Origin of the sequence: Streptomyces sp. NPDC057271 (assembly GCF_042668715.1) — a bacterium.
GTDB lineage: Bacteria > Actinomycetota > Actinomycetes > Streptomycetales > Streptomycetaceae > Streptomyces.
Map to the genome: position 1 here is coordinate 1 of NZ_JBHUYJ010000166.1, position 622 is coordinate 622.

Here is a 622-nt window from a genome sequence, read left to right on the forward strand (position 1 = left end):
CCGGGCAGAACAGCGGGAAGACAGCCCAGCAGGGCGTCAGTCAGTGGCAGAGCCACGACCACCGGGACCTGAGTATCAGCATCAATGTCAGTGGCGTGATGCACGATGGGGAGTCCGGTGATCACGCGGGGAAGGGACACAGATGTCGATCACGAACGAGCAGGTGGCGGGGTACGCCTTTCTCAAGGCGCTGTACGAGGACGGGTACTACCCGGACCACGTCGTCGACAAGGGGCGGGACATCCTGCTGAGGCTCTGTGAGCGGATCGAGGCGGAGCAGCCGGAGGACCTCACCGGGCTGTACGCGCTCACGGAAGCGGCCACCGAGGAGTTCAACGCGCTGGAGGCGGACTTCGACGAGGCGGGGAGCGAGATCGAGACCGTCGCGCGCGAGGAGATCGCCGAGAACTTCTGGTTCGTGGCCACGGCATACGGTTTCGCGGACGCCGACGTGGAGGAGCTGGTGGCCGCGCGCGAGTGGTGACGGCTACGACCGCGACCACCGAGCGGCGCACCCCGCTCGCCCCGGACGCGCCGTGCTCGTCGTGGACGGAGTCTTCCGGAGTCTTTCGGCGTTTTCGGAGCTTCGGGTGAGGCGCCCCGCCCGCCCCGCCCCGGCCAG

The 622-nt window shown here is 68.2% G+C and carries 1 protein-coding gene; it reads left to right on the top strand.

Annotation, left to right across the window (positions count from 1 at the left end; genetic code table 11):
- The first annotated feature begins 142 nt into the window (after window positions 1–142).
- Window positions 143–484 (top strand): DUF5713 family protein, encoded by a 342-nt coding sequence (locus ACFUJR_RS37415; protein ID WP_383451201.1) that lies wholly within the window; start codon window positions 143–145, stop codon window positions 482–484.
- The last annotated feature ends 138 nt before the right edge of the window (window positions 485–622 follow it).

Excerpts from the sequence above, each read along its gene's own strand:
- ACFUJR_RS37415 (WP_383451201.1), top strand. The coding sequence starts at position 143 with ATGTCGATCACGAACGAGCAGGTGGCGGGGTACGCCTTTCTCAAGGCG.